Source organism: Pseudomaricurvus alkylphenolicus, from assembly GCF_011683955.1.
Lineage (GTDB): Bacteria > Pseudomonadota > Gammaproteobacteria > Pseudomonadales > Cellvibrionaceae > Pseudomaricurvus > Pseudomaricurvus alkylphenolicus.
The window spans coordinates 43,383-69,280 of sequence record NZ_JAAQPI010000024.1 but is presented as its reverse complement, the minus strand read 5'-3'; the positions used below and the strand labels follow the sequence as shown (position 1 = coordinate 69,280).

Below are 25,898 nucleotides of genomic sequence, written 5' to 3'. Positions count from 1 at the left end.
GTTGGCGTTTAACTGAATTCGGCGATGACCTCCAAGAAAGCATCGCCGAATTTTTCCAGCTTACTTGCCCCCACTCCGTGTACAAATGCCAGGGAACGACGGTCACAAGGGCGCTCTTCCATCATTTGCATCAAAGTCGCATCGTGAAACACCATATAGGGTGCCAGGTCGTGTTCAACCGCCAGATTCTTGCGGCATTCCCGCAATGCCTCCCAAAGCTGGCGGTCTTCTTCGGAAACGCCGTTGGCTGCCGGGCGGGGCTTCTTGCGTGTTTCCACTTCAGCGACCTGTTCCCGACAGTGAAAATCAATATCTCCGCGCAGTAAAGCGCGGCTGCTTTCATTCAAACCTAGGGCACCGAAGCGCTCAAAGTCGTTGTACAGATAGCCTTTCATGAGCAGCTGTCGTGCGATGGACTGCCACTGATTGGTACTCAGATCTACACCAATGCCGTAAGTGCTGAGCTGTTCATGGCCATGTTGGCGGATCTTATCCGTGTCGGCGCCGCGTAAAATGTCAATGATATGACTGACCCCAAAGCGCTGGCCGCTGCGGTAGACAGTGGAAAGAAATTTCTGGGCGTCTACGGTGGCTTCTTTCGTCCCCGGTGGATTCACGCAGACGTCGCAATTGCCGCAGAATTTGGGAGCATCCTCTTCAAAGTAATTGAGCAGTCCCTGTCGTCTGCAATAGGTGATTTCACACCAACCCAGCAAGGCGTTCAACTTGTGCCGCTCTACCTGCTTCTGCTGGTCGCTCATCTGGGACTCATTGAGCATCTGGTTGAGCCGCACGACGTCTTGCAGGCCATAAATCATATAGGCCTCTGAGACTTCACCATCGCGTCCGGCGCGCCCGGTTTCCTGGTAGTAAGCCTCAATACTCTTGGGCAGATCCATATGAAAGACGAAGCGAACATCGGGTTTGTCGATGCCCATGCCAAATGCGATGGTGGCAACAATAATAACGTTATCTTCGCGCAGAAACCGTTGCTGGTGTCGTTCTCTGACTTTCGCGTCCAGGCCGGCGTGGTAGGGCAGGGCGACCAACCCCCGGCTACAGAGCCACTCGGCGGTGGATTCAACTTTTTTACGTGAGAGACAGTAAACTATACCCGCCTCGTCCTTGTGTTGGGCGAGGAATCGAATGAGCTGTTTACGGGCATCCTGACGAATACTGACGCTGTAGCGGATATTGGGGCGATCAAAACTGGAACAAAGTCTGAGTGGATTACTCAATTGCAGGCGTTCAACAATTTCGTCCTGAGTGCGTTGATCAGCGGTTGCGGTTAATGCCATCAGCGGAGTGTTGGGGAAATGCTGTTTCAGGATGCCCAATCCCAGGTAGTCCTGGCGAAAGTCGTGACCCCATTGGGATACGCAGTGAGCCTCGTCAATGGCAATCAGAGAGATTGGCTGGCGACTCAGGTAGGCGAGGGTTTTTTCCTTGAGCAAGCGCTCCGGCGCTATGTACAGCATTTGCAGTTGGCCCTGAGCGAATTCCCGGGTTACCTGCTGTTGCTGCTCCCGAGACAATGTGGAGTTCAGGTAGGCGGCCTTGATACCCAGTTGTATCAGAGCACTGACCTGATCCTGCATCAGGGCAATCAGCGGTGACACGATAATCGCCGTACCGGGACGAAGTTGTGCCGGGATTTGGTAGCAGAGTGATTTCCCTCCCCCTGTGGGCATCAATACTAGACTGTCCCGACCCTCCAGTGCAGAACCAATGGCCTCAGCCTGTTGGCCCCGAAAGGTGTCGTATCCGTAGGTTTGTTGCAAAAGCGAGAGGGCGGCGTCGAGGTTCATGCGTCGGGCTGGATCTTAAAAAGGGGCTATTGTATCAGCGCGGTAAGATATTGGGTTCTGGGAATTGTCTTTGACTGGGCATAAACTGATGATAAAGGTGCATTTCAACCGAAAGTATTTGGCACATGGCGAAAGCGGGAGTAGATTTTTGAAAAAATCGACTGTGTTTGGTTTTCTGGTCATTCCAATCTTGATGTCAGCTGGGTTGGAGGCTGGAACTGTCTATCGATGGGTGGATGAGAATGGCAAGGTCCATTACAGCGATCGTCCTCGTGAAGGCGGGAATGCGGAGACGGTTGAATTGGATGAGCCCCAGAGTGTGAGTGATTCCGAGGAGGACAGGCAGCGAAAAGCCGCTAACGCCCAGTGGTTTGAACAGCGACGCCAGGAAAGGGAGCGAGAGGAGGAGGCAGAAAGCAAGGCTCGGGCCAAAGCCTACAAGGCCAATGAAAAGTACCGCCGCGCCTGTAGGAACGCACGGGATCGACTGGCGAATACGGAGAAAGAATTACAGGCCCGCAAGCGCGCGGGCATCAAACCGAGGGTGGAGAATCACATGAAGATCCGAATTGAACGTTACCGCGACGAGGTACGGCAGCGTTGTTAATTTCCGTACAGGGGAGCAAGCGAAGTTTCTGTTTGCGCACTTTCCGAAGGCTGTTTTCTTACTTCTGCTACAGCCTGCAATAGAGCTTTGCTGCTAAAGGTGCCTGGAGTTGAGCTGTAGATACTGGATTCAAGTCGTTGCATGGGAGCAGCCAGCTCAGGCCAAAGTGCTGAGCATTCAGAAAGAGAGCGAACCTGCAGATCCCGCTCTGCGCCAAAAGCCCTGGCCCAATCCAGCAGTCGACTTCGAATCAGGTTTGGGTTTTCTTCTTTGACGCAGTTCTTTAGCACCGCATAGGCCTGTTTTTCGCTCTGCCGCAAGCGGCCGTTGTCTCCCTGGGGTGTTGCGTTTGAGGCATGGGAAGGCTTTCGGCGCTGTCTCCACCAGAGCCCGGCAAACAACAACGTGGTGGCTGCAAAACACAGCGTCAGATAAAACCAAATGGGTTGCGTGACCTTCGGTGGCGTTTCGCCACTGGGTGTTGGCAGTGTTTCCCGCTGGGGTAGCAACGGAGCCGGAACGGTCGGCGGCATCACGCCACCCGCCACGACGATGGTCTGCTGGGGCAGCCTTGCTGTTTCCTCCCGCCCGGTTTCAGTGTTCCACCAGGTCAGTTCAATCGCGGGCAATGTCAGGCGGCCCGCTTGCGATGGGACAATAGCGTAGCTCTCAGTTTTTTGGGTAACGACGCCATTGGCGGTCTCAGTCTCCTCGGATTGTGGTTGATCGGGGTAATACTTGACTCCGTTTAACGTAGGAATGGTTAAGGGTGGAAGCTGGGATGCCATCAATCCGTCCGCCCTGACAGTAATGCTACGGGTAATCGGTTCACCTACTTGAAAACTGTCAGGAGATTGACTCCACTGCTGGCTCAGTTCGATGTGTGAGGCCGGCAACCACGGGTCTGAGGGAACAGGCTTGGGCTTGACATCCAATGAGCGGGCTTCGCTTCGCAGTCGCAATCGTTTTCCGCCGCGACCAAAGAAAGGGTCTCGCTGGTAACCCGTCTGTTGAATAGACACGTTCCAGAGGGTGGAGGGGATTTCCAAGGTTCCGCTTTGCTGGGGGAAGATGGCGTAGGTCACTTCGACGACGCCATAAGGGCGGCCTTTAATGGTTTTCTGGTACTGGTTTTCAGCAATTTGTTTAACCAGTGCATTGTCGATCTTCAGTTCTTCGCTGTTCAAACCATTGAGATCGACGGAGGTGAACAAGCGAATGGTTAATAACGCCTGTTCCTGCACAAACACTTGTTTCTTGTCCAGGGTGACTTCGAGAAAAACGGGCTCCTGTCCACCCGACACACGGGTGGGTTTTCCCACTTCCAATTGGATAGCTTCGCTGAAGGCTCCGTCGTATTGAAATGAGGGGATCAGCAGCTTGCCTTCCCGTTTGGGGGCGAGCGTCAAGGTCCATTGGGTCCAGGATTCGGCCCGGCCGTTGACACTGCGGTACTGGTTGCTGCGGTGATTGCCCAGGATGTCGAAGTCCTGTTTGAGGGCACTGAAGTCCGGTTCCCCAAACATAACCTGTTCGTTGAATCGGACTTTGAGCGTCAGGGTTTCTTCCAGGCTGATACGGGTACGGTCAACCGTTGCGCTCAGGGTTGCGGCCTGCAGCAGTGAGGGGGCAACGAGGAATATCAGTGACAGTATGATGGCTCGCATGATGGGACTCTGTGTGGGCATTGCGTTGTTCACTGCCGGATTACCAGCGTTTGTTAGCTTCGTTTTCCGGCGGTTGCCAGGTACCTTGTTGGTATTCCTTGCGCCTTTGCCGGTATTGGTGTTTGAATTTCTCGCGCATCAGGCCGCTTGGGTCATCGGGAATTTTGCGCAACCACTGCTCCATTGCCTGCTTTTCTTCATCGCTCAGTTCCTGGGTTTCTGCCACGGCAGACTGCTCCTGAGGTGTGCCTTCAGGAGCTTCCTCACCGGGTTGCGGAGACTGCGGCGGCTGCGACTGTTGAGACTCATCCTGTTGAGACTGCTGCTGGTCGGGCTGGTTCTGTGACGGGTTTTGTTCCTGATCCTGTCCGTCGGAAGGCTGCTGTTCTGAGGGTTGAGATTGATCCTGGGATTGATTCTGAGATGGATCTTGTGAATTCTGTTGAGCGTCGGACTGCTGTGAATTCTGATCCGATACAGAGTCATTCTGGTTTTCTTGACCGTCTTGATTTTGTTGCTGGTCTTGTTGTTTATCCTGGTTTTGTTGCTGATCCTGTTGTTGGTTCTGCTGTTGATTCTGTTGCTGCTGTTGTTGATTTAGCAGGTCTTCCACCAACTGACGATTGGCTGCGGCGTCTTCCATGTCCGGTTGTTTTTTCAGCGCCTCGTCATAGGCATCCAGCGCTTCCCGGAGCTTTCCGGAACGGGCCAGGGCATTGCCGCGGTTATAGTGGCCGCTGGCTGAGTCTTGCTCCGCAAATGCCTCCGCCGCCTGTTCGTAATTGTTGGCCTTATAGTGGGCGGCCGCAGCCCAGTCCTGGCGCTTGAATTGTTCAGCAGCGGCCTGCGGTTGGCCTTGTTCGAGCAACTTCTGACCCTGTTGGTCCGGCGTCAGCCAGAGATCATCCCAGCTGAAGGCGGCGGCAGGTTCCGGCGTCAGTAACATGACAAAGGGCAGGCAAAGCAGCCATCCGCGGCGAAAGGCCAGGGCGGCAAACGGCAGCAGCAATAATGTCACCCAGGCCCCCCGATCCAGCCAGGCATCGAATTCTCTCTGCAACTCACGGGTGCTGTCGGAGAGTTCCGGGGCTATCTCAGCCAGCGCCCGGATGTCACTGTCATCTGCACTCAGGGTACGGTACTGACCGCCACCGGCGGTGGCCAAACTGGTGAGTTCTCCACTGCCCAATCGGGCCAGCACGATGGCACCGTCGCGATCTTTTACAAATCCGCCGTTGGCGATGGGAATAGGGGCTCCTTCGTCGGAGCCGACCCCGAGTACAGAAAGGCGGGTATTATATGGCAATGTCTCTTTAAGGTAGTCGGCTGCCTCATCAGTTACTCCATCGGTCACCAGCAGTATTTCGCCTCCAACGATACCGGCATCACTGAGCAGACGCAGAGCCTGGTCCAGTGCCATTTCGGTATTGCTGCCTTGTAGGGGCATCACCTGTGGAGAGAGCGACGGCAAAAGGCTGATAATGGTGGCATTATCGTCGGTTAGTGGGGTTACCACGTGAGCCTCTCCGGCGTATGCGATCAACGCACTTAAACCTTCGCGTCTTTCTTTCAACAGGTCTATCAATTTCAGCCGTGCTCGAATCAGTCTTGAGGGCTTAACGTCCTGCGCCAGCATGGAGGGGGAAAGATCCAGCAGAATAACCAGTGCGGCCTCTGCTTTATGGACTGGCTGGGGGAGTTTTTCCCAGGCGGGACCAGCCATGGCCAGCGATCCCAGCCACAGGGAGAGCATCAACATCAGCAGTGGCCAGCGCGACGGCCGGCTGAACTTACCCTGCAGCAGATGAGGCAGCAGGTCAGGATCAATGATCTGTTGCCATTGATGTGATCGGGCCTGCCAGCGTAACAACAAAAGGCACAGCAGCGCCGCGGCGGGAATACCCAGTAGCCACCAGGGACGCAGCCAGTGGAATTGGTGCAGCTGATCCAAGTGTTCAATCATGGCTGCGCCCTCCGGTGTGAAGGCTCCGAGACCAGAAGGACAAAACCAGATGTCGCAAAATCAGCAGCGCCACCAGTGTCAGTGCGGCACCCAGCGGCCAATAAAACAACGCCTGGGTGGGACGGAAGACTTCACTGTCCTGTTCAATCGGTTCCAGCCTGTCCAATTCCTGGTAAATGAGTTGCAGATCCTGCGGTGAGCGGGCTCGGAAGTATTGCCCACCGGTTTGTTCAGCGATGCTTCTCAACGTGTCTTCATCGAGATCCACGGATGGATTGATGCGTCGGGCACCAAAGCCGCTGCCGAATAATCCCGGTTTCACCATCTCGTCTGCACCCACGCCAATGGTGTAAATCTTGAGTTTGGCTTGTTGGGCCAATTGCGCGGCCTTGAGAGGTGTGACCTGGCCGGCGGTATTGGCGCCGTCGGTCAGTAGGATCAGTACCCGCCCTTGCTGGTCGCTCGTATTATCCGTTCCGGGACCTTCACGCAGCCGTTTTACAGCCATGCCAATGGCATCACCAATGGCGGTTTTTTCCCCGGCAAATCCCAATTGGGCTTCCTGAAGTAATTGGTTTACGGTGATCCGATCAAAGGTCAGCGGCGCTTGGACATAGGCGCGGGTGCCAAACAGGATCAGTCCCAGACGATCACTTTCCCGACGCTGTACAAAATCGCCGACCACGGCTTTGACGATGCTGAGTCTGTCATACTGTTCTCCCTGCCACTGCATGTCGCGGGTTTCCATACTGCCGGAAATGTCTACGGCCAACTGTAGATCACGCCCGCTGGCGGGAAGATTGATTGGGTCGCCAATCCACATAGGGCGGGCGGAGGCCAGTAATAGCGCAAACCAGATAAGGACCAATGCTGACGCTGATAGTAGACGGCCGGTGGCTTTGCCTCTCATGACACCATCTGTCGTCGGCAGGCGATCATAAAAGGGCACCATCAGAGCCGGATCTTCGCGGCTGGCTTCGGGCCACAGTCGATAGACCAACCAGGGTAGGGGGCCAAGCAGGGCGATCCAGGGGAGTTCAAATGTCAGCATGACGGATGATCTCCCGCAAGCGGTGCGTATTTGTTGTGGTGATAGCGAACCCAGCGCTGGGCAAAATCACGGACTTGTATGGCTTGTTGCAGGGTAATGGGTTGACCACTGTAGATCTGCTCGCTCAGCAGATTCTCCACCGAATGAGAGTCAGCTTTTGGCGCCGTGGCATTGAGGAAATCCAACCAACGGGAGCCGCTGAGTGCGGCCAATGGCTGTGATGGATAAGCGTGCAGGGCGACGCGTTTGAGTACTTCGTTGACCTGTTGGCAGGCTTCTCTTGTACTGGCCTCTTGCAGGACGATCTTTGTTAGCAGTGTCATGGCTTCACGACGATAGCGGTTGCGGCGTCGAGTGTGTCTCCACCACCCGATCAGGCCGATGATGATGGCGAGACTGAGAGCGGCCAAGAGCCACCAACCCGGTGCCAGTGGCAGGTTGGAGACCTGTTCGGGCAAGTGGATATCACGCAAATTAGCCAGCGGATCGTTAGCTGGGGGCATGCCGGGCTGGCCGGCGCCCGGCGGGTTAATCCCGGGCTGGGCGATGGCTGGTGTTATCGTCGGCATGCGGACTTTCCAAAAACAGGCAGCAGTGCTTCAAGCGGGGCCTGCTGGGTGCTGAGTTGGACCAGAGGTATCGCGAGCTGCGCGGCCAGTCGCTGCAGATGCCGATCCTGCTGCATATGCAGATCTCGATAGCGTGATACCCAATCCCGGTTGCCGGTGTCCAGCAAGCGTCTGTCTTGCCCATCGGTCACGGTCAGCTGCAATCGTTCCGGCAGGGCATATTCCATTGGGTCAGAAACAGCCAGGAGGTTGACGTCGGCGTGGCGGGCCAGGCGATAAAGTTGCTCGTCGCATTGTTCGTCCAGATCATGAAAATCACTGATCACAAAAATAGCGGCGCCGGGTTTGGCAATGCGACGCAGGTCCAGCAACCGTTGCGAAAGGGGCTGGGAACCGGGTTGGGCACGCGGATCGTTAAGTTGGCGGTTAAACTGGTGCGTCTGCTGCAACACATGCAACAGAGTGTGGCGACTGCGCTTGGGGCGGATGTCCTTTTCCTCGGTATCACTGAATATCAGTGCGCCGATTCGGTCATTTTGCGACAGCGCCGCCCAACTCAGCAGTGCAGCGGCATGGGCTGCGGTCACGGACTTAAAGCAGTGCCGGCTGCCAAAAAACATAGAAGGGCGTTGATCGAGCATCAAAATAACCGGGCGCTCGCGCTCTTCACGGAATAGTTTGGTGTGGGGCACCTGTGTCCGAGCCGTCACCCGCCAGTCGATGGTGCGAATGTCATCGCCGGGGTAATAATGACGCACCTCTTCGAACTCCATGCCGCGACCGCGAAAGCGGGTGCGCACGGATCCGGCCAGCAGCGAGCGACTCAAGCTGCGGGGCGCCAGTTGCAATTCCCCCGCGACAAATCGAAGCCCCAGCAAATCGTCAAGTTCGACATGGGCGCCCTGGGGCGGTTGACGAAAATCCGTGGTGCTCATGAATCAGGCCACGGGTACCTTGAGTAGCATTTCTTCGATCACGCGGTCGCTGTTTATACCGCTGGCTTCGGCTTCAAAGCTGAGCAACAGGCGGTGACGGAAGACGTCCGGCAACACGGCCTGTACATCATCCGGACTGACAAAGTCGCGCCCGTTCAACCACGCGTGTGCGCGGGCACAGCGATCCAGTGAGATGGTACCGCGAGGGGAAACCCCAAATTCGATCCAGTTTGCCATCTTGTCGCTGTAGGCGCCGGGATTACGGCTGGCCAGTGTCAGATTAACAATGTAATTCTCCACGGCTTCCGCCATATGCAGATCCAGTGCTTCGGCGCGCATGGCAAAGAGTGCTTCCTGGCTGACCGGAGTCGGTGTGTCCACAGCTGCATGGGCGGCTTCGTTGCGGGTCAGGTGGAGAATTTTGCGCTCGGCCTCGGCGTTGGGATAGTCCACCCGCACATGCATCAGAAACCGGTCGAGTTGGGCTTCGGGCAGCGGGTAGGTGCCTTCCTGCTCAATTGGGTTCTGGGTTGCCATCACAAGGAAAAGGGGAGGCAAGGGGTAGGTATGGCGGCCGACACTGATCTGGCGCTCGGCCATCGCTTCCAGCAGAGCAGATTGTACCTTGGCCGGAGCGCGGTTGATTTCATCCGCTAGCACCAGATTATGGAAAATCGGGCCCGCCTGGAATTCAAAAGTCCCGTTTTCCGGCCGATAAATATCGGTACCGGTGACATCGGAAGGCAGCAGGTCGGGTGTGAACTGAATACGGTGAAAATCACCCTCGATACCGTCTGACAGCGTTTTGATGGCTTTGGTTTTGGCCAGGCCGGGGGCGCCTTCCACCAGCAGATGGCCGTCGGCAAGCAAGGCGATGAGCAGGCGGTCGACCAGGTGTGTCTGGCCCACGATCTGGGATTGAAGCCACTGTTTCAGTGCGCTGAGGGAGCGTTGTTCAGTCATGGTTAATTCTGAGAGTTCCTTGAGAGTACCGATGCGGGTCTGTTGTCAGAGCTGATTAAGTCTATGAATTGGCAAGGATTTTACTGGTTGGTGTAACGTTATCAAGTAGACATTCGTGTTTTGTATAGGTTCCCGAAGGATGTTCTGAAATCTTTGTGCGGACCGTGATTTATTCTATGCAAAATAGTCTAAGATGGAGATAGGTTTTATAGCTATAAATAATGATAGATTTGCAGAGAGGCATTAACGTGGATATCAGCTTGGTGGCTGCGGACAGTAAGGAAGCTTTTCTTCAACAGCTTTCGAACTGCATTGATGAAAAATTAACCAACTCCCAGGCGGAGCATGTCAGAGACTTCGCCACCCTTTATTACGATCAGTCTCATTTGGATGAACTCGAAGGCAAGCCGTTGTCCGATGTGTTCGGCAGTGCCTATGCCTGGTGGAATTTTATCCAGAAGAAAGAGGATGAACCTCTGGTGCGGGTGTTTAACCCCAGTCTGGAGGAAGACGGATGGCTCTGCGGGCATACCGTGGTGGCGGTGCTGCAGAAGGATATGCCCTTCCTGGTGGATTCCGTACGCATTGAGGTGAATCGCCGCAATATCGATATTCATGCAATCAAGAGCACGGTCATGACCGTGGCCCGGGATGCCAACGGCGAGTTGCTGAATCTGGTCGGCAAGGGGCAAAAGCACCGCAACACCAAGACCCGTCACTATCATCAGGAGGCGCTGGTCTACCTGGAGATTAATCTGCATACCGATGAATCGGAGATGCTGGATCTGGCCAGCTCGCTTCGTTCGGTGCTGCGTGATGTCGAGGTGGTGGTCGAAGATTACCAACCACTGGTGGCTCAGACCGAGGCCGCGCGGCTCAACCTTGACAGGGTCAAGGATGACGTGCTCAAAGACAATACTCCCGAAGCCAAGGAATTCCTGCATTGGCTGGCCAATGGGCATTTCACACTGCTGGGCTACAGCGAGTATGTATTTCAGGAGCAGGACGGCAAGCGCCTGTTGTGCGAATTGCCCGAGAAGCGTCTGGGGCTGTTTCGGTTGCGCGGCAAAGAAGCCGTCAGTGCCTACGAGAATGATTTTAACCCGGGTATGACCCGTTTCCATCTTACGCCTCAGTTGCTGTCCTTTACCAAGTCTTCGGTGCGTTCCCGTGTGCATCGCCAGGCCTACTCCGATTATGTGGTGGTGAAGCAGTTTGACGAACAGGGCAAGGTCTGTGGGGAAGCGCGTTTCCTGGGGCTTTATACGTCACCGGTTTATACGCTCTCACCTGCCAAAATTCCGGTCATTCGCGACAAGGTCGCCAATGTTCTGGAGCGCTCCTGCCTGAATCTGAATTCACACGACGGCAAGGCGCTGCGTCAGATCCTCGAGACCTTTCCCCGCGACGAGCTGTTCCAGAGCAACGAATCGGAGCTGTTTGAAACCGTTATGGGCGTGGCTCGCATCAAGGAGCGGCACATGGTGCGGCTGTTTGCGCGACGTGACCCATACGGCAAGTTCGTCAACTGCATTGTCTATGTGCCCCGGGATCAGTTCAGCACTCATATCCGCCTGCAGATTCAGGAGTTGATCGGTAGAGCGATCTACGCCCAGGAGCACGAATTCACCACCTATTTCTCGGAATCGGTGCTGGCCCGTTCCCATATTGTCTTCAGGGTGGATCCGGAACGGGAGCTGTCTCTGGACGTCAAGCGGCTGGAAAAACAGATCGTGGACATCACCCGCTCATGGGATGATCACTTGTACGAATCTCTCTGTGATTCACATGGGGAGGAGAAGGGAGCGAGGCTGTTTTCCCGTTTCGGCAACAGCTTTTCTTCCGGTTACAGGGAAACCTACGAAGCGCGTTCGGCCGTACAGGATATCGACACCATAGCCGGGCTCAGTCTCAATAACACACTGGCGATGAGCTTTTACCAGCCCATGGGCGCCGCCAAAAATGCCATGCGTTTCAAGGTGTTCAACCTGGGCTCAGTGCTGGAACTCTCTGATGTGATTCCAGTGCTCGAAAACCTCGGCCTGAGGGTGGTCGGAGAGCATCCCTACATGATCAAGGCCAGCGATGGCGCCAAGGTCTGGATGCATGATTTCGATCTGCGCTTCGGCCTTAATACTGAGATTGATGTCCACTCAGCGAGACATAACTTTCAGGATGCATTTGCGGCGATCTGGAACAAGCAGTCTCACAGCGACGCTTTTAATCGTCTGGTGCTGGGGGCCAGGTTGAGCTGGCGCGAAGTGGCGGTGTTGCGGGCCTATGCCTGCTACATGAAGCAGACCATGTTTAACTTCAGCCAGACTTATATTGCCAATACCCTGGCCAATCACCTGGACATCACCCGCAATCTGGTGGCGTTGTTCAAGTCGACGTTTGACCCCCGCCTTAATCAGGGGTCCGACAAAGATCAGGAGCGTATTGATCGTCTGTCTCAGAAAATTATCGACAGCCTGGAACGGGTTGATAATCTTAACGAAGACCGAATCATTCGCCGCTACCTGGATTTTATCCGCGGTACCTTGCGCACCAACTTCTTCCAGCCGGGCGCCAATGGCGAAGTCAAGAGTTACATTTCCTTTAAGTTCAGTCCTCAGTCCATCGAGGATATCCCTGAGCCCCGCCCAATGTACGAGATCTTTGTCTATTCCCCCCGTATGGAAGGTGTGCACTTGCGCGGTGGTGCCGTTGCCCGAGGTGGGTTGCGCTGGTCGGATCGGTTGCAGGACTACCGCACCGAAGTGCTGGGGCTGGTCAAGGCCCAGCAGGTAAAGAATGCGGTGATTGTGCCCAGTGGCGCCAAGGGTGGATTCGTGGCCAAGCAGCCACCCACCGAAGGTGGGCGTGAAGCCTTTATTAAAGAAGGCATCGCTTGCTACCAGACTTTTATCCGGGGGTTGCTGGATATCACTGACAATATTGTCGATGGGGAAATTGTCGTGCCGAAACAGGTGGTGCGACGGGACGGCGACGATCCCTACCTGGTGGTGGCGGCCGATAAAGGCACGGCGACGTTTTCCGATATCGCCAACGAGATTTCAGCGGAGTATGGCCACTGGCTCGGGGATGCTTTTGCCTCGGGAGGCAGTGTGGGTTACGACCACAAGGGCATGGGCATTACCGCGCGTGGTGCCTGGGTGTCGGTCCAGCGCCACTTTAAAGAGAAGGGGCTGGATGTCCAGAAACAAGACTTTACCGTCATCGGCGTTGGCGATATGGCGGGGGATGTGTTCGGTAACGGCATGCTGATGTCCGAGCACATTCGCTTGACCGCCGCCTTCAACCATCTGCACATATTTATTGACCCGGACCCCGACGCCGCCAGCAGCTTTGTTGAGCGTCAGCGGATGTTCACCACCCCCGGCGTCAGCTGGGAGGACTACGACAAGAAGCTGATTTCCAAAGGCGGGGGTGTGTTTTCCCGGGCGGCCAAGTCCATCACCATCTCGGCGGAGATGAAAAAACGTTTTGATATCAGCGCCAACAAGATGACGCCCAACGAGCTGATCAACGCACTGTTGAAAGCCCCGGTGGATCTGATCTGGAATGGGGGTATTGGCACCTACGTCAAGGCGGACGCAGAAACCCACAACGATGTCGGCGATAAGGCCAATGATGTGCTGCGGGTCAATGGCAAAGACTTGCGCTGTAAGGTCTTTGGCGAGGGCGGCAATCTCGGCATGACCCAACTGGGCCGTATCGAATTCTGTCTCAACGGCGGTGCCTGTAACACCGACTTTATTGATAATGCCGCTGGGGTCGACTGTTCGGACCACGAGGTCAATATCAAAATTCTGCTCGACGGTGTGGTGGGTAACGGCGATATGACCGGCAAGCAGCGTAACAAGTTGCTGGAAAAAATGACTGATACTGTGTCGGATCTGGTGTTGAGCAACAATTACAAACAAACCCAAGCCATATCGCTGGCGGAATATCAGGTATCTATCCGAGTGGGCGAATACAGGCGCTTTATTAACCACATGGTGGATAGCGGCCATCTGGATCGTGAGCTGGAATTCATTCCCGAGGACGACGAGCTGGCCGAACGTCAGCAGCAGGGCAAGTCCCTGACCCGTCCGGAACTGTCGGTACTGATCTCCTACGCCAAAGTGCAACTGAAAGAGGTACTCGCCGACGAGCAGCTGACTGATGATGTTTACATGGTGCAGTCTGTGGAGTCAGCGTTCCCTCCGGAGCTGAGAACCAGGTATCGCGAGCAAATTTACGACCACCGTCTGCGCAAGGAGATTGTCTCGACCCAGGTGGCCAATGACATGATCAACCACATGGGGATCAACTTTTCCCATCGTCTGGCCGAATCCACTGGCGCCAGTCCCGTTGATGTGGCCAAGGCGTATATTACGGCGAGGGATATTTACCAGATGCATGGCTTCTTTGAGGCCATCGAAGCCCTGGACTACCAAGTGGAATCGGAGCTTCAGTACAGCATGCTCTCCACCATGATGCGTCGCATGCGTCGGGCCACCCGTTGGTTCCTGCGCAATCGTCGTGGTTATCTGTCGCCACAGACAGAGGTGGAGGCGTTTGCCGATTCTGTGCAGGCCCTTTTGGCCAAGCTGCCGGATGTCATCTGTGGGGCCCCCCGTGAGGATTGGGAGCGCGGCCGCGACGAAATGATCGAGATGGGTATTCCGGAAGAAATCGCCAGTCAGGCAGCTCTGCCTGCTACACTTTATTCAGGTTTGAATATTGTTGAAGCGTCCAGGCTCACCAATGCGGATGCCCTTGATGTGGCTCGTGTCTATTTTGCTCTGGGCGATAAACTGGGACTGCATTGGTTTGCCTCTCAGGTGTCCGATGTCAAAGTCGGCAGCTATTGGCAGGCCATGGCTCGTGAAGCCTTTATGGATGATGTGGAATCCCAGATGAGAACGCTGGCGGTGTCCATTATCCGTCTGTCCGGCGGGGAATTGGGGCTGGAGGAAACCGTTGATCGCTGGATGAAACAGCATCAATTACTGGTGGGCCGCTGGCATACCATGATCACCGAACTCCAGAGTGCTGCCGGCACCGACTATGCGATGTTCTCCGTTGCGCTCAGGGAGTTGCTGGATCTCGCCCAGGCCAGCCAGCACTGCACGTCGCTGGACGACGACAGCAACCTCTGCGTGTTGGGAGGCTGACGATCAGAACGGAGGGAGCGATTGTTGATGTGTGGTGCGGTCAGTATAATCCCGGCTCGCCATTTTGGAGCTCCCTCTGGTGCAAGCCCTGGTCGTCAACCTGGTCATTTCTCCGGACGAATATCAACGCCTCTACGCCGGCACGGCCAAAAACGTGTCGGCAGTGGCCGTGGATGGGCGCCGTGTGCACTTCCCGGCCAATATATTGCGCCGCTTTGTCACCCGCGAGGGTATTCGCGGCCGCTTTATGATCCGCTTTACCGACGACAACCGTTTTCATTCAATCGAGCGGCTATAAACGCCCGTGCTCTGGGCGCCTCGCTTTCAAAGGGGCTTTCCAGTATCCTTGCGGCCTCGTTTTTAGCCGTCCCTCATACCGCTCACAGGGAAGACTCCTCTTATGTATGAATTGTTACGCAAGGCCTTGTTTTGCCTGGATGCCGAAACCTCTCACGAGTTGACGCTGGACCTGCTGGGTGCCGGCGAACGCCTGGGAATGATCAGACCCTTTGTTGACGCTATACCCGCCGACCCCGTTGAGGTTATGGGGCTGACCTTTCCCAACCCCGTAGGGATGGCTGCCGGCTTGGACAAGAACGGTGATTATTTCAATGCGCTCGGGCAGCTGGGATTTGGATCTGTAGAAATCGGCACTATCACGCCAAGACCGCAGCCGGGCAATCCGCAGCCACGACTGTTTCGCCTGCCAGGGCATCAAGCCATCATCAATCGTATGGGTTTTAATAACAAGGGTGTCGATCATATGGTGGCCCAAGTCAAACACCGTCGTTTCGACGGGGTTTTGGGTATCAATATCGGCAAGAACGTTGACACCGCCGTGGAAAATGCCGCAGACGATTACCGTCTGTGTATGGATGCGGTATACCCCTTCGCCGATTACATAACAGTCAATATTTCGTCGCCGAATACTCCGGGGCTGCGCGATCTGCAGTTTGGGGATTCGTTGCAAAAACTGTTGGAAGAACTCAAGCTCAAGCAGCTGGCGCTGGAATCCGAGCATGGCCGCTACGTGCCGGTTGCGGTAAAAATTGCGCCCGACATGGATGAGGTCGCGGTGGAGCAGGTGGCCGAAGTGCTCCTAAACAGTGGTTTGGACGGAGTGATCGCCACGAATACAACCATTGAACGGGGCGCGGTGATCGGTGCTCGCCATGCCAACGAAGCCGGCGGGCTGAGTGGTGCACCGGTCAGAGATGCCTCGACTCGTGTGATTGCCATGCTGGCAGACATGCTCAAGGGACAGCTGCCTATTATTGGGGTCGGCGGCATACTTAACGGAGCTGATGCCGCAGAGAAGATTCGTGCTGGCGCCAGCCTGGTACAGATATACAGCGGCTTCATATACCGGGGTCCGGCGTTGATATCTGAGGTTGCTCGAGCCACGGCGGCGGCACGACAGCAGCTGAACGCGGAGCGGCAAGCCGTAGAGGCGCGTGAAGCAGAATCTCCAACTGAGCAAAAAACTGAGCACACAGTGGCGGAGATCAATGGGCAATCGGAAGCTCCCAATGAGGCGCTTCAAACAGAAGAGACTCTCGAAGAAACTGTCCCGAAAGATAACGCCGCTGAGGAAGTGACAGAAAAGCCTGACGAGTCGATAGAGGCGTCTTTGGACGGAGAAACGGCAGCCAAAAAAGCCGAAGGGTGAATGGCTCTGGCCTCTCTGGGCGGCCCACTGATAAGGGCCGCCAGCCAAATAAGAGCTACTTGTGGTGTCTGGGGGCTGCCCAGATGGATTGCGCCATGGTCAAACGGGTATCCAGTGTCTGATCGGGTTGAGTTTCAAGCTCAGCCAGATGTGGCGCCAAATTGTGGAAATGATTACAGATTGCTCAGTTTTTGAGCTTGTGCGGCACGGTTATATCCGTCCCAGTGATCGGTTCTTCCTTCCCGCCAGCCACTCAGCCATGTTTCGCGAATGGAGCCGGTTTCGTGGGGGCAAAGACTTCGTGAACGGCCCTCGATACCTGCTTGATAGCCTTTGCTAAATGCGCGTTCGGATTGATTGCGTTTCTGTGTTTTCATTACGAGGAGTACCTCTCAGTGTGATTTTGTTGTCTACGCTTCTTGTATCGGCAAGGTCCCGCAGCCAATACGCTCCTGAAACGTCTGAGATGTAGAGGGTCGCGATTGTGAGTCGCGAAATCGCAGTACACCAAAACTGCTGTGGGTTTGTGAACAATTTATTTCTTATATGCTACGAAGCTTTTAAAGCCCATTGCTATAACCTGATGTACTCTGTGCCAACTCGCTTGCGATCTGACCTCGGGCATCACTTTAGGCTGGTTCTAGAAAGCTGCCTTAACACATTGATTTTAAGTAACTAACTGGACCAATAGACGGTGAATTTACAAGCCTTTTTTGCCACCTGCCCGAAGGGGCTCGAAAGCCTGTTAAAAGCTGAACTCGAGCAGATGGGGCTGCAGGATTTGAGAGAAACTGTTGCCGGTGTACATTTCAATGCCGATTTGACCGGTGCCTATCGCGCTTGTCTGTGGTCAAGGCTGGCCAACAAAATCTTCCTGCCGCTTGCAAAGTTGCCTGTGCAATCGGCAGAGGATCTGTATGAGGCTGCGCGCAGTATTCCCTGGCAGGATCACCTCAACCCCGGCGGCACGCTTCTGGTTGACTTTACCGGCACCAGCGGTGCCATCCGCAATACCCAATTTGGCGCTTTGAAGATCAAAGATGCCGTCGTGGACTGCCTCAGAGACTTTGCCGGCAGCCGCCCCAGCGTGGCGCGCAAGGACCCGGATCTGCGTATCAATGGGCGTCTCAGTCGCGGCCATGTGGCTCTGAGCATTGACCTGTGCGGCGACAGTTTGCACCGGCGTGGTTATCGTACCCGGCAGGGGGCTGCGCCGTTAAAGGAAAACCTGGCGGCGGCGGTGCTGTTGCGATCCAATTGGCCGCAGATCGCCGCCGAGGGCGGTAACCTGATTGATCCGATGTGCGGTTCAGGGACCCTGTTGATTGAAGCTGCCTTGATGGCTACTGATCGCGCTCCGGGGCTTGATCGGCCGGCATTCGGCTTTGAGCGTTGGCTGAATCACCAGAATGATATTTGGCTGGAACTGCGTCAGGAGGCACTGGCGCGCTACCGGGAGGGGCGTCGGCGTGAGCTGGGTGAGATTCGGGGGTATGACGCGGATCGCAAGGTGCTCTTAGCGGCGGAGTCAAATATCAAGATGGCGGGCGTTGAAGATCTGGTGCATGTCATGCACAAGCCTCTGGAGCAGTTGGTCAAACCGACTCATGCGCCGATGGAATCAGGCCTGGTTATCTGTAATCCGCCCTACGGTGAGCGCCTGGGGGAAAAAGAATCCCTGCGCGGCTTGTATCGACAGCTTGGCGACAAATGCCGTGAGCATTTCCAGGGATGGCATCTGGGGGTTTTTACCGGCAATCCCGAGTTAGGCAAGAGTCTCGGCTTGCGGGCTCACAAACGTTATAAGCTCTTTAATGGCTCTTTGCCCAGCGAGCTGCTGTTGGTTGACGTGCAAACCGAGCGTTTCGTGGATGCACCTCCGGCAGAACTGACCAAGGCTCCGGAGTTGACGGAAGGTGCGAAAATGCTGGTCAATCGGCTGCGCAAGAATCGCAAGCAACTGGCCAAGTGGGTAAAGCGCGAACAGATCGAGTGCTATCGACTCTACGATGCTGATATGCCCGAGTACGCTGCCGCCATTGACCTTTACGGCGACTATGTCCATGTTCAGGAATACGCCGCCCCCAAGAGTGTTGACGAAGAACGGGCGAAAGCGCGCTTTGAGGAAATCCGTGCAGCCGTTCCAGAAGCCTTGGAGATTGCGCCAGATCGTGTCAGTTTCAAGCAGCGCCGCCGCAATCGGGGCAAGGACCAATACGAGCGGCAGAGCGAGCAGACTCACGACAGTATCGAGGTGCGGGAAGGACAAGCAAGGTTGCTGGTAAACCTTTGGGAGTATCTCGACACCGGTCTGTTTCTGGATCATCGACCTGTGCGTCAGCGTATCGCCGCCATGGCCCGCGGCAAACGTTTTTTAAATCTGTTTTGTTATACCGCCACTGCTACGGTGCAGGCCGCTCTGGGTGGTGCCCGGGAGTCAGTGAGCGTGGATATGTCCCGAACATACCTGAATTGGGCCGAGCGCAACTTCCGCCTCAATAACCTCTCGCTGGATCGTCACCAGCTGGTGCAGGAGGATTGCCTGAAGTGGCTGCAGTCATGTCGTCAGGGTTTTGATCTGATCATGCTGGATCCCCCCAGCTTCTCCAACTCCAAACGTATGGAAGGAGTTTTGGATGTACAGCGGGACCACGTAGCGATGATCCAACGCTGCATGGAACTGTTGAGCCCGGAGGGGACTCTGGTGTTTTCCAACAATCTGCGCAGCTTTAAGTTGGATGAAGGGGCGTTACAGGCTTATAAAATTGACAATATCAGCCGTCAGAGCCTCGATCCGGACTTTCAGCGCAATCAGAAGATCCATCAGTGCTGGCTGCTTCAACACGCTTCCTGAGACCGGACACCCCGTATACACATTGCTGCGGAACATGCCATCATAGGCGGTTCCGCTCGCCTTGAAACAGTTGGTCAGTTTATGAGCAAAGCCTTTCACGTTGACAGTTCATTCAAGCCCTCGGGAGACCAGCCCACCGCCATCAAAGAGCTGGTGGCCGGCATTGAGGCTGGTTTGGCCCACCAGACCCTGCTCGGGGTAACCGGTTCCGGTAAGACATTCACCATTGCCAATGTGATCCAGCAGATTCAGAGGCCCACGATGATCATGGCGCCGAATAAAACCCTGGCGGCGCAGCTCTATGGCGAATTCAAGGAGTTCTTTCCGCACAACTCCGTCGAGTATTTTGTTTCCTACTACGACTACTACCAACCTGAGGCCTATGTGCCGTCCTCGGATACTTTTATCGAGAAGGACGCCTCCGTCAATGAACATATCGAGCAAATGCGGCTGTCGGCTACCAAGGCGCTTATGGAGCGCAAAGATGCCATTGTGGTGGCAACCGTATCGGCGATCTACGGTCTGGGCGATCCGGACGCTTACCTGAAAATGGTTCTGCACCTGGTGCGTGGTGACGAGATCGATCAGCGTCAGATTCTGCGGCGTCTGGCGGAGCTGCAATACACACGCAACGATGCTGATTTTCATCGCGCCACCTATCGCGTGAGGGGGGATGTGATTGATATCTTTCCCGCCGACTCGGAGCGAGAAGCGGTGCGGGTGGAGTTATTCGACGATGAGGTGGAAAACCTCTCCCTGTTCGATCCGCTCACTGGAGAAATCCTGCAGAAACTGGCCCGCATTACGGTTTATCCCAAATCTCACTATGTGACGCCGCGGCAGACGATTCTGGATGCCATCGACCAGATTAAGGATGAACTGCGGGAGCGGCTGCAGCAGTTGCGCGACAACGAAAAGCTGGTAGAGGCCCAGCGCCTGGAACAACGGGTCAAATACGACGTCGAAATGATGCAGGAGCTGGGTTATTGCACCGGCATTGAAAACTATTCCCGCTATCTTTCCGGGCGACCTGCCGGTGAGGCACCTCCCACGCTGTTCGATTATTTGCCGGATGACGCGCTCTTGGTCATTGACGAATCCCACGTGGGTGTCCCTCAGATTGGCGCCATGTACCGAGGTGACCGCTCACGCAAGGAAACCCTGGTGGAATACGGTTTCCGCTTGCCGTCAGCCCTGGATAACCGACCCATGCGCTTTGATGAATGGGAACGTCAGGCGCCGCAGACCATTTTTGTGTCGGCCACTCCGGGTCCCTATGAAGGTGAACATGCCGGACAGGTGGTGGAGCAGGTGGTGCGCCCAACCGGTTTGGTGGATCCGGAGGTCGAGGTGAGGCCTGCCACCACCCAGGTGGATGATTGTTTGTCTGAGATTCAGGCGAGAGTTGCTGCTGACGACCGGGTGCTGATTACCGTGCTCACCAAACGCATGGCGGAAGATCTGACGGATTATCTGCAGGAGCATGGCGTCAGGGTACGCTACCTGCATTCAGACATCGATACGGTGGAGAGGGTCGAGATTATTCGTGACTTGCGCATGGGAGAATTCGATGTGCTGGTGGGCATTAACCTGCTGCGTGAGGGGTTGGACATGCCTGAAGTGTCTCTGGTGGCGATCTTTGACGCCGACAAAGAAGGCTTTTTGCGCTCTGATCGTTCACTGATCCAGACCATCGGTCGGGCGGCACGTAACGTTAATGGTAAAGCCATCCTTTACGCCGACAGAATCACCGGGTCGATGCAGCGCTCAATCGACGAGACCGAGCGTCGACGGGCCAAACAAATGGCGCACAACGAAAAGCACGGCATCATTCCACAGGGTATCAAGAAAAACGTCACGGATATTCTTGAAGGGACCCACGTGCCTGGTGCGCGCGGCAAACGTCAGAAGGTGGCAGAGAAAAAAGGCAAATACGACGTGGAACTGGCCGGGGGCGATGTCTGGAAGCACGTTGCGCAGTTGGAAGAAGAGATGTTCCAGGCAGCCAAGAATCTCGAGTTCGAGAAGGCCGCGAGTTTGCGTGATCAAATTGCCCGACTCAAAGCTTCACAGGCCTGAGGCAGGCAATTTATTCTCAGTAGAGTTCAACCAATACACGGAAGCCCACGTCAGTGTATCCCTTGAGAGGATCTCGTTTATCCCGGGAATAGGTTTTTAGTTCCTCTAATGTGCTCTTCACCGAACCGCCTCGCACACTTTTCAGAGAACATGACGCCATCGGCCGGGCGGTCCCATCCCTGGGCAGATTGAGATAGTGGTCCTGGTAGCAGTCCCGGACCCACTCCGCAACGTTGCCCGCCGTATCGAACACCTTAAACGGGTTGCTTTGGTAGGTGCCTACCGGAGCCGTCTTGGTGCGGAACAGATTGCTGAACTTGCCATCGCAGCCGCGGCGGCAGTTTGCCGGCGCTTTTTCTGCCTTCTTGCCAGCACCCTGGTCACTATTACCTGGCCACCAATAGTCACCATTGGTGCCGGCACGCGCCACGTATTCCCACTCCGCCTCTGTCAGCAGGCGGTATTTGCGCCCGGTACTTTTTCGCAGCCAGTCGGTATAGGCTTGGGCATCCTGCCAGCTGATATTGATCACGGGCCGGCTACCGCGCCCCCAGCGGTTGTCTTTAGGAACAACACGATCCGTGGCTTTGGCAAACTTATCAAAATCAGCAAAGGTAATTTCGTATTGGCTGACGGCAAACGGGTAGCGAATTCTTATTTGTGTGGTTGGAGAGGTGGTGCTCGCTCCCTGGTGTCCCATGGTAAATTTGCCCGCAGGGATGATCACCATGGTCGGTCCCTGGGTACCGTCATTAAGCTGATTGCTGAAAGTGGCGCCCGGCACTGGTGTTTTCTTCAGCTCGTAGGCGAGTTGTAGATCCTGATCCGTAACAGTCACCCAGGTTTTGAAGGTGTCGTAACCCCTTTGGCTGACTTCAACATGATACTCACCCGGCAACAAGGGAATACCGGGGTAATATTTTTCGGTGATATTGAGTATGCGAATTCTTGCGCCCACCGGCTGCGCGCTGACGCCGAGTGCGTATCGAGGCGGAGGCGGTGGGGGTGGCGGTTCAGTCGGTTCCGGTTCTGACACAGGCTCCGGAGCTGTTTCTCCCACAGAAGTGGAGTCAATGATGATCAGCTCGTCCTCTTGCAGGGATTGATCGTCGGAATCCTCAACAATGGCATCAGGGGTCTTCGCCTCTGAGGTTGCCAATCCCCGCGGGTTATCAGTGTCAATCACCGCCTGTTGAGGTTCAGAGGTCTGTGCGTCGTCGTCGGCAAAGCCCAGCCAAAGGGTGGTGCCTACGGCAACCAGTGCTGTCAGCAACCAGGCCATACGTTTATTTCGTTCTGACTGCTGCGGGATTGCCTCCAGATCATAGCGGGACGCTGTGGCAATAACGGTTTCCCGATCCTGGTCAGCGTCCAGTGCGGGCTCTACGGAAGAGGGCGGGCGTTGATAAAATCCCTGTTCGCGGTCCCAGCGCCAGCGCAACAACCAGGTAATCGGGTTGCGAATCCGAATCGTCAGCACAGCCCAAGTGGTGGTCAGGAGTGCATTCAACAGAGACACGACCTGCACGGCTGAGGGTTCGGTCTCCGTCAGATAGCGGGGGTTGCCCGTGGTGCGGTTGCCTTGCAATGCATCGATGGCTGCAGCCACCTCGCTGCCCCGTTGAAAGCGGTCATCGGAGTCTTTGGCCAGCATCTTATTGAGCAGGGGCTGCAGAATGGATTGTTGCGGCGGTAATTTGGGTATCGGAGCGGTCAAGTGTTTGATGGCGATCGCCACCGCTTCTTCGGCTTGGAAGGGAACGCTGCCGGTCAGCATTTCGTAAAGCACAATACCCAGGCTATACAAGTCGGATCGACCATCGACCGGTTTTCCCCGCGCCTGTTCGGGGCTCATATAATGAGGCGTCCCAACCACAGTGCCGGCATTGGTCATTTTCGAAGCGCCGGTTAGCGTCTTGGCGACACCAAAGTCGGACAGTATTGCCGTACCATCCTCTCGAAACAGAATGTTCTCGGGTTTAATGTCGCGATGGATATAGCCTTTTTCATGGGCGTGGTCGAGGGCATTGGCGATCTCGCGGGTAATGCGCAAGGCTTCGGTGGTGCTCAATCCGGAGGACATTTTGTCGTGGACTGACCCGCCCGCCAGGTAATCCATGGCGATATAGTTCAGGTTTTTGTGCTGCCCAATGTCGTATATCGAAACAATATGGGGGTGTGACAGTTGGCCGACGATCGTGGCTTCACGTTGAAAACGTTCACTGAAGACCGGGTCGGCATTCAGCGCGGGAGACATGATCTTGAGAGCGACTTCGCGATTGACGCTGGTCTGGATGGCGAGATACACCGTGGCCATGCCGCCCTGGTTGATCTTGCGAATGATTCGATAGCCTGGAATTTGCATAGAAATATGTAGTGGCCTTGGCTCTGTTCTACAGCAATGTCCAGTAACAGATCAACATGACGCTCAACAGCGCCAGGCTGTAAAGCGTAACATCCACCCAGTGATGTCCGGTGACGCCCGGCACCCATTGCGGCAGTGGTCCATCGCCGGCACGGGTGAACAGGGGCGATTCTACAACCTGAACCGTGACATTGTCCCGGCCGCCGTTGTTGAGGGCTTCTTGCAGCAGCAATTGGCCGGCTTCGCGAGGATTCTCCGCCCGGCAGAGAATCTGGGCCATGGCACCGTTGTCCACTTCGTCAGTCAACCCGTCGCTGCATAGAATCAGCCATTGCTGTTTTTGCCACTGGCCTTTGATGCTATCGACGGTGATTTCGGCATTTTCTGTGGAGCCGATGCACTGGGTAATGATGTTCTTGTCGGGATGGGTTTCCATTTCCTCCGCGGTAATCGCGCCGGACGCCAATAGCAGTTGCACATAGGAATGATCGGTGGTCAGCAACTCCAGGCGGCCGCCATCACCTTCGGCCGTCCACAGGTAGGCGCGGCTGTCGCCCACCCAGGAAACCTGATAATCCATACCCTGGCTGCAGAGTGCGACCACCGTTGAACCCATGCCTTTTGCGCCTTCACCTCGGTCAACCGCCTTAAGCACTTCGCGATGGGAGCGCAAGATCGCTTTTTCAAGGCTCTCGCTATTGTGGGCGTGGCGTTGCAGGGTTTCGCGAACAATGGCACTGGCGACCTCGCCGGCCTCGTGGCCCCCCATTCCATCGGCGACTGCCCAGAGTCCTGCACCCGGAACGCTCAGATAACAATCTTCATTGTTGTCCCGGAGCAGACCTTTGTCGGTGATGGAATAGGATTGCAGAGACGTGGGCATAGGCGGTCCAATTGTGTGAAGTCCGTCACATATACAGGTTTCGACAGTTGAATGACTTATCTCAATCTGTTTAGCGTTTTCGCCGTTCGCGTCCAATCGCGCGGCGCATGTCCTGTTTGCGCTTAATCAGTCCTGATCTTGCATGATTTGAGCAGTTTTTCAAGGACTTATGCGTCAGTGTGGCGGCTGTATTCACAAATCTGTCTAACAGTGCCAAATATGAACCACACAAATTAATATTTTTGCCTAAGCTATTGATCAGCCTTGGGGATTTATGCATCATCGAGACACTAATTGAGCGACTCAACTTAAGGACCAAGGATCTATGCTCAAGCTTCGCTTCTCAAACAATAAACACAACGAGGTGTGGCTGGTCGAACCCAAAGTGGTGTTGGGCTCGAGTCAAGAGTGCGATGTGGTTCTCAAGGGTGAGGCTGTCCATCCCCGACACATCGAAATCAAAGTAGAGCATGAAGTTCTCACGCTCTCCCTGCTCAAAGAATCGAATCAAACCCGGGTGAATAATAAACCGGTAAAACCTGGTCAGCCCATCTCCCTCAATCCCGCTGACACTCTATCGATTGCCGGCAATGAGATTGTGGTGGTAGACCCGAAGCAGGAAGCGCGACCTGCGCCCAAGGCGGCACCTGTAGCGGCGGCCGCTGCGCCTGCGGCTCCCAAGCCACAAAAAGCTGAAAATACTGGCTGGTCTCTCAAGGCCAATCACGCAGCTCTGGCCAACAAAGTGTTCAACCTTGGCACAGATACCACAGTAGGGCGTTCCAATGATTGCGACATCACTCTGGCGGCAGCCCATTTGTCGCGCCGGCATGCCCAACTGACGGTTAAAGACGGTGTGCTTTATGTGAAGGATCTCGGCTCTGCCAATGGCACCTATGTTAATGGCAACAAAATCACCGAAAGCAGAGTCAAGCGGGGCGACGATCTTCGTTTCGATACGCTCAGCTTTGGTGTCATGGGCCCGGCCGATGACCTCGATAAAACTACGGTGCGCGGTGCTTCGCTGGATGCCACTGCGGTCAGGCCCGCGGCGGCAATCAGTTCCGCCACTGGTGTGCGTGCCTCTGTCAAGGCGCCTCAGGCTGCCACCCAGGCAAAAGCTGCCAAGCCGGTGGAAACGGTTGAGCCTACCAAAAGTGGCAACAGTAAGGGGCTGTGGATCGGTCTCGTGCTGGTGGCGATAATTGGCGCGGGTGTTTTTGCAGCCATCCAAGGTGGTTGGTTATAACCTATACTTATTCTTAGAATAAATCGTTACTACAGAATTCCATTCGTCAGTCGATAACAAGGCATTAACCTCAG

16 protein-coding genes and 1 pseudogene are annotated in these 25,898 nt (G+C 55.3%); 7 read left to right on the top strand and 10 right to left on the bottom strand.

Features of this window, described 5'->3' with window-relative positions:
* Positions 1 to 8: 8 nt before the first annotated feature.
* Positions 9 to 1,808 carry a DNA helicase RecQ gene (gene recQ, locus HBA55_RS33580; RefSeq protein WP_167000118.1) on the bottom strand — a complete coding sequence of 600 codons (1,800 nt, stop codon included), beginning with the start codon at positions 1,806 to 1,808 and terminating at the stop codon, positions 9 to 11.
* A gap of 148 nt (positions 1,809 to 1,956) precedes the next feature.
* On the opposite strand from recQ, the gene HBA55_RS33575 reads away from it, so the two are divergent.
* Positions 1,957 to 2,415 (top strand): DUF4124 domain-containing protein, encoded by a 459-nt coding sequence (locus tag HBA55_RS33575; protein ID WP_167000117.1) that lies wholly within the window; start codon positions 1,957 to 1,959, stop codon positions 2,413 to 2,415.
* Here HBA55_RS33575 and HBA55_RS33570 read toward each other — a convergent pair.
* From HBA55_RS33570 to HBA55_RS33545, 6 genes are read right to left on the bottom strand one after another with little or no spacing between them, the layout of a single operon-like run.
* Positions 2,412 to 4,082 (bottom strand): BatD family protein, encoded by a 1,671-nt coding sequence (locus HBA55_RS33570; protein ID WP_167000116.1) that lies wholly within the window; start codon positions 4,080 to 4,082, stop codon positions 2,412 to 2,414. The genes HBA55_RS33575 and HBA55_RS33570 overlap by 4 nt on opposite strands.
* 40 nt (positions 4,083 to 4,122) lie before the next feature.
* Positions 4,123 to 6,045, bottom strand: coding sequence for a vWA domain-containing protein (locus HBA55_RS33565; RefSeq protein ID WP_167000115.1), 1,923 nt, complete (start codon positions 6,043 to 6,045; stop codon positions 4,123 to 4,125).
* Positions 6,038 to 7,096: a vWA domain-containing protein gene (locus tag HBA55_RS33560; protein ID WP_167000114.1), complete on the bottom strand. Its 1,059-nt coding sequence runs from the start codon at positions 7,094 to 7,096 to the stop codon at positions 6,038 to 6,040. The genes HBA55_RS33565 and HBA55_RS33560 overlap by 8 nt, the downstream gene beginning before the upstream one ends.
* The gene (locus tag HBA55_RS33555) at positions 7,090 to 7,665 is read right to left on the bottom strand and encodes a DUF4381 domain-containing protein (RefSeq protein WP_167000113.1); all 576 of its coding nucleotides are present in this window, start codon (positions 7,663 to 7,665) and stop codon (positions 7,090 to 7,092) included. The genes HBA55_RS33560 and HBA55_RS33555 overlap by 7 nt, the downstream gene beginning before the upstream one ends.
* Positions 7,653 to 8,600 (bottom strand): DUF58 domain-containing protein, encoded by a 948-nt coding sequence (locus tag HBA55_RS33550; RefSeq protein WP_167000112.1) that lies wholly within the window; start codon positions 8,598 to 8,600, stop codon positions 7,653 to 7,655. The genes HBA55_RS33555 and HBA55_RS33550 overlap by 13 nt, the downstream gene beginning before the upstream one ends.
* Positions 8,601 to 8,603: 3 nt before the next feature.
* Positions 8,604 to 9,563, bottom strand: a complete 960-nt coding sequence (locus HBA55_RS33545) for an AAA family ATPase (RefSeq protein ID WP_167000111.1) — start codon at positions 9,561 to 9,563, stop codon at positions 8,604 to 8,606.
* A gap of 248 nt (positions 9,564 to 9,811) precedes the next feature.
* Between HBA55_RS33545 and HBA55_RS33540 the strand changes: the two genes are divergently transcribed.
* The 3 genes and pseudogenes from HBA55_RS33540 to HBA55_RS33530 form a co-directional block, all read left to right on the top strand.
* Positions 9,812 to 14,725 (top strand): NAD-glutamate dehydrogenase domain-containing protein, encoded by a 4,914-nt coding sequence (locus HBA55_RS33540; protein ID WP_167000110.1) that lies wholly within the window; start codon positions 9,812 to 9,814, stop codon positions 14,723 to 14,725.
* A 79-nt stretch (positions 14,726 to 14,804) separates the two neighbouring features.
* Positions 14,805 to 15,023: a DUF2835 family protein gene (locus tag HBA55_RS33535; RefSeq protein ID WP_167000109.1), complete on the top strand. Its 219-nt coding sequence runs from the start codon at positions 14,805 to 14,807 to the stop codon at positions 15,021 to 15,023.
* 102 nt (positions 15,024 to 15,125) lie between these two features.
* Positions 15,126 to 16,136 (top strand): annotated as a pseudogene (locus tag HBA55_RS33530) (quinone-dependent dihydroorotate dehydrogenase); the annotation flags it as partial.
* Between the two features lie 431 nt (positions 16,137 to 16,567).
* On the opposite strand, the gene rmf reads toward HBA55_RS33530, so the two are convergent.
* Complete coding sequence (rmf, locus tag HBA55_RS33525; RefSeq protein WP_167000107.1) at positions 16,568 to 16,771, bottom strand: ribosome modulation factor; 204 nt, start codon at positions 16,769 to 16,771, stop codon at positions 16,568 to 16,570.
* Positions 16,772 to 17,088: 317 nt separating this feature from the next.
* Here rmf and rlmKL point away from each other — a divergent pair, with 317 nt between their 5' ends.
* Positions 17,089 to 19,248, top strand: a complete 2,160-nt coding sequence (gene rlmKL / locus HBA55_RS33520; protein ID WP_167000106.1) for a bifunctional 23S rRNA (guanine(2069)-N(7))-methyltransferase RlmK/23S rRNA (guanine(2445)-N(2))-methyltransferase RlmL — start codon at positions 17,089 to 17,091, stop codon at positions 19,246 to 19,248.
* An 81-nt stretch (positions 19,249 to 19,329) separates the two neighbouring features.
* Entirely contained in the window at positions 19,330 to 21,327 is a 1,998-nt protein-coding gene (gene uvrB / locus HBA55_RS33515; RefSeq protein ID WP_167000105.1) for an excinuclease ABC subunit UvrB, read from the top strand.
* A 16-nt stretch (positions 21,328 to 21,343) separates the two neighbouring features.
* Here the strand turns inward: uvrB and HBA55_RS33510 are convergent, their stop codons facing one another.
* Together HBA55_RS33510 and HBA55_RS33505 are read right to left on the bottom strand one after the other, a co-directional pair.
* Complete coding sequence (locus HBA55_RS33510) at positions 21,344 to 23,692, bottom strand: bifunctional serine/threonine-protein kinase/formylglycine-generating enzyme family protein (protein ID WP_167000104.1); 2,349 nt, start codon at positions 23,690 to 23,692, stop codon at positions 21,344 to 21,346.
* Positions 23,693 to 23,720: 28 nt separating this feature from the next.
* A complete protein-coding gene (locus HBA55_RS33505; protein WP_167000103.1) occupies positions 23,721 to 24,575 on the bottom strand; it encodes a PP2C family protein-serine/threonine phosphatase in 855 nt (284 codons plus the stop codon).
* Between the two features lie 325 nt (positions 24,576 to 24,900).
* Here HBA55_RS33505 and HBA55_RS33500 point away from each other — a divergent pair, with 325 nt between their 5' ends.
* On the top strand, positions 24,901 to 25,824 hold the full coding sequence (locus HBA55_RS33500; protein ID WP_167000102.1) for an FHA domain-containing protein: 924 nt from the start codon (positions 24,901 to 24,903) through the stop codon (positions 25,822 to 25,824).
* The last annotated feature ends 74 nt before the right edge of the window (positions 25,825 to 25,898 follow it).

What these genes read in the sequence shown, in the direction of transcription:
- HBA55_RS33505 (WP_167000103.1), bottom strand. Translation starts at nt 24,575, where the DNA reads ATGCCCACGTCTCTGCAATCCTATTCCATCACCGACAAAGGTCTGCTC.
- HBA55_RS33510 (WP_167000104.1), bottom strand. Translation starts at nt 23,692, where the DNA reads ATGCAAATTCCAGGCTATCGAATCATTCGCAAGATCAACCAGGGCGGC.
- rmf (WP_167000107.1), bottom strand. Translation starts at nt 16,771, where the DNA reads ATGAAAACACAGAAACGCAATCAATCCGAACGCGCATTTAGCAAAGGC.
- HBA55_RS33555 (WP_167000113.1), bottom strand. Translation starts at nt 7,665, where the DNA reads ATGCCGACGATAACACCAGCCATCGCCCAGCCCGGGATTAACCCGCCG.
- recQ (WP_167000118.1), bottom strand. Translation starts at nt 1,808, where the DNA reads ATGAACCTCGACGCCGCCCTCTCGCTTTTGCAACAAACCTACGGATAC.
- HBA55_RS33560 (WP_167000114.1), bottom strand. Translation starts at nt 7,096, where the DNA reads ATGCTGACATTTGAACTCCCCTGGATCGCCCTGCTTGGCCCCCTACCC.
- uvrB (WP_167000105.1), top strand. Translation starts at nt 19,330, where the DNA reads ATGAGCAAAGCCTTTCACGTTGACAGTTCATTCAAGCCCTCGGGAGAC.
- HBA55_RS33500 (WP_167000102.1), top strand. Translation starts at nt 24,901, where the DNA reads ATGCTCAAGCTTCGCTTCTCAAACAATAAACACAACGAGGTGTGGCTG.
- HBA55_RS33565 (WP_167000115.1), bottom strand. Translation starts at nt 6,045, where the DNA reads ATGATTGAACACTTGGATCAGCTGCACCAATTCCACTGGCTGCGTCCC.
- HBA55_RS33570 (WP_167000116.1), bottom strand. Translation starts at nt 4,082, where the DNA reads ATGCGAGCCATCATACTGTCACTGATATTCCTCGTTGCCCCCTCACTG.
- HBA55_RS33545 (WP_167000111.1), bottom strand. Translation starts at nt 9,563, where the DNA reads ATGACTGAACAACGCTCCCTCAGCGCACTGAAACAGTGGCTTCAATCC.
- HBA55_RS33550 (WP_167000112.1), bottom strand. Translation starts at nt 8,600, where the DNA reads ATGAGCACCACGGATTTTCGTCAACCGCCCCAGGGCGCCCATGTCGAA.